We start from the raw sequence: 2,841 nt of genomic DNA, 5'->3' as shown, positions 1-2,841 counted from the left end.
CGGACCTGAACCAAGCTTAGCAAAGCCGCAAATCTGTCCGGGGAACGGGGACCACTTCAGACTGCCGATCCTACTTCACCGCCGCAGGCTATGAACCAGAATGATCGGAATCCGCTCTAAGAGTAACGCTTGTTGTAAACTGCCCGTCACCAAAATCATTGCTGAGCGTGAGCTCGAGTTTTCCGATTATCTCGGCCGCGTTTGTTTTGCTTAACACCTCGTGAAGGGCAAGCGCGCTAAAATACATATGGCACAGATTGTCCACGTCATATATCAAACCCTGAAGGGTTTCCTTCACGGCAGGGTGGCGCATTGAAGTCAGCTTCTCCGCTTGACGGAACATTGGTCTATAGAGCGACATAGTTGTCTAAATCCTTCTCTCTGCTAGGTGTTGAGAGGGCTTGAGCCGCTCCAGCAATCATCTAATTTATTTTATTCTAATCTTGTGGAGGGCAGTTTCGCCAGTCCCCTTTCACCACACCTCTCCAGCCCGCCGATCACCCGGACTGACGCAAACATGTTGGGCAGACTTCTTCATATGGGAAGGCTTCGGCTACTCCTTGTCGCTGCAGGTCAGAATGAACGGCAGCAGGTCCTCATGCGGACGGGCGCCCCCTTGGCTGGCCGCTGACAGGTTGTCGAGCGCCTTGGCGAGCGGGACGGAATCGAGCAGGCCGACGGCGGCGCCGAGCGTGCCAACCACCTGATAGGCCTCGGCGCAGTCCTGCCGGAGGCGCTGAATCTCGCGCAGCAGCGCGTCTCGGTCATCACCGCGAACAGCGAACGGGTCCGGGTCTTCGGGACCTTCGTTCACACCTTCCACCTGTGCCAACATATCGAGAAGACTTTCACGCTCACTCGACGGCGTGGGCTGGTCGCGATCCGGGAACACGAGGCCGGGAGAGGCGAAAAATTCTGTCCAGCGATCAGGCTCCGCCGCGGCCCGATCTGTGGGGGCATCGAGCGGCGGGCCGACCTCCACCGGGCGCATTCCCCGCGGATGCCCAAGGATCTCGTACCGGCCGTCCCCCAAATCGCGGCCGGGCTCCCATTCAGCCGTAGGAGACAGTCGTATCCATCGCATTGTGCTCATGCCAGATGCTCCTTCACTTGACGGTAGAGCACCAGCGCCTGTTCCAACTGCGTGACCGCCGCATCCAACTCCTCCGGCGGCACGATCGTCCAGCCGATTTCCGCCCCGGCCACAACCAGCACATGCGCCCGGTGGCGAATAGCCGCAATATGTTCGTCAACGCCACAGCCCTGGCTCAGAGCCGGAGCAAGCGCCAGCACCTCGATCTCCTGTGCCGGGCAGTCAGCGCCTGTGCCGCGTGTCAGCGCGTCGGCGATTCCTGCCATGTCCAGGTCGGTAAGCTGGAGAACCCAGCCTTGCTCCTGCTGGCCGTTGTTGGACATGACCAGAGGCCCCCGCCCAACATCCGCCCTCCAATCAACCAAGTCGGGCCTGTTATCCGGCGTGATGCCGGCCAACAACTCCTCCAGGGTGTAGCGGTGCTGCGGCTTCTGGGGTTCCCGACCCTTTTCCGCACAGGCGGCCAGATACTCGTCCACGCTGTCGCGGAACGCTTGCCACAGGTCCGCGGCCGTGCGCCCCTCGGCGCGCACCACGTCAGAGATTCCCGATGCGACTGCATGCAGCGTACTGGTCACCGGGTCGATCTGGATATCCGGTGCGTAGCCCTTGTAGCAGTCCTCGCGGTCGATCTCACCGGTGCTGGCGCCAGAGCCATCCCGCAACGCGCGCCACAGACACCCACGGAGCCGAGCGATGTCAGCTTCGGCCTGCTCGACGCGCTGGCGAAGCTGATCGACTTCGTCGCAGGCCACCTCGAACGCCGACACGATCGGCGCAAGGTCGTCGGCGACGCGTTGTCCCGCGATGGTCTGTTTACCGAGAGCATGATAGTGCAGCCATTTCCGGCGCAGATTCGCCAAAGCCGAGCGGTCCCAAGGGGGTGGTGAAGCGCTGTCGTCCGGCGCCTCGCAAGAGGATTCATCCTCTCCGGCTATGCCTTTGAGGGCAGCGATGACAGCCGCACTGGTCTGTCCGCTCAAGCCGGCGACGCGGAGCGCATGCGCGAGCGTGTCCCATCCTTCGAAGGAAAGGTGGCGCTGCGGCGGCACGGGTTCGCCACGCTCCACTCGTTTCACGACATCGACGATGTCGCGAGCGGCGTCGTCAAGCATCCGGTCGCCGAAATGGATGTGCAGCGGCGGAGAGGCGCGTTCGGTGTCCTTGCTCATCAACCCCTCCACTGGTATCGGCGGCATCGCTTCCAGCTCCGGTGCCCGAGATCGGAGCGCCATTGGTCATCCCACGCTGTCGGTGGTCGGCGCAATCGTCCGGAGACAGCTACATCGCCTTCATCCACCTTGGCTGCTGCGGTCCGGCGCAACTCTGCGAGCGTTTGCGGATGGCGCAGCATCAGGCCGACGAGACGTCCGAGACGCGGCTTGCCAGTGCCGGGAACCGGCACGCGGCGAATTCTGAACATGGCCTTTCTCCGCCAGGTAGCTACCTAGCGGAAGGCCGATGGCTCCTTGCTCCGTCGACGCTGCATGACCATGGCTCGGGTATCACAACCGTTGCGACATAGTGTGTTCGGGCCGCTCCGCCTAGTCCACCCAGAATCGATAGTTTCGAACCCGGTGTCCCCTTTCACCACACCAACGCCAGCGGCCTTTGCCCCGATGCGGACCGTCGCTTACGACCGCTTTGCGCCAGGAGCTGAAGTTGGTTGGCTGCTATAAAGCGGAGCGAACGGGGGTCACGTCCCTGAACGTGGTGTAGGAGCTGTGGGGAACCGGCCCGCCGAAGCG

2 protein-coding genes are annotated in these 2,841 nt (G+C 62.3%); both read right to left on the bottom strand.

Features of this window, described 5'->3' with window-relative positions; genetic code table 11:
* Window positions 1–553: 553 nt before the first annotated feature.
* Window positions 554–1,093: a hypothetical protein gene (locus DXK32_RS32510; RefSeq protein ID WP_162801448.1), complete on the bottom strand. Its 540-nt coding sequence runs from the start codon at window positions 1,091–1,093 to the stop codon at window positions 554–556.
* Window positions 1,090–2,265 carry a hypothetical protein gene (locus DXK32_RS31760; protein ID WP_162801447.1) on the bottom strand — a complete coding sequence of 392 codons (1,176 nt, stop codon included), beginning with the start codon at window positions 2,263–2,265 and terminating at the stop codon, window positions 1,090–1,092. The genes DXK32_RS32510 and DXK32_RS31760 overlap by 4 nt, the downstream gene beginning before the upstream one ends.
* Window positions 2,266–2,841 lie beyond the last annotated feature (576 nt).

This window comes from Azospirillum brasilense (genome assembly GCF_003349955.1).
Lineage (GTDB): Bacteria > Pseudomonadota > Alphaproteobacteria > Azospirillales > Azospirillaceae > Azospirillum > Azospirillum brasilense_B.
This window is presented reverse-complemented; position numbering and strand designations above follow the sequence as displayed.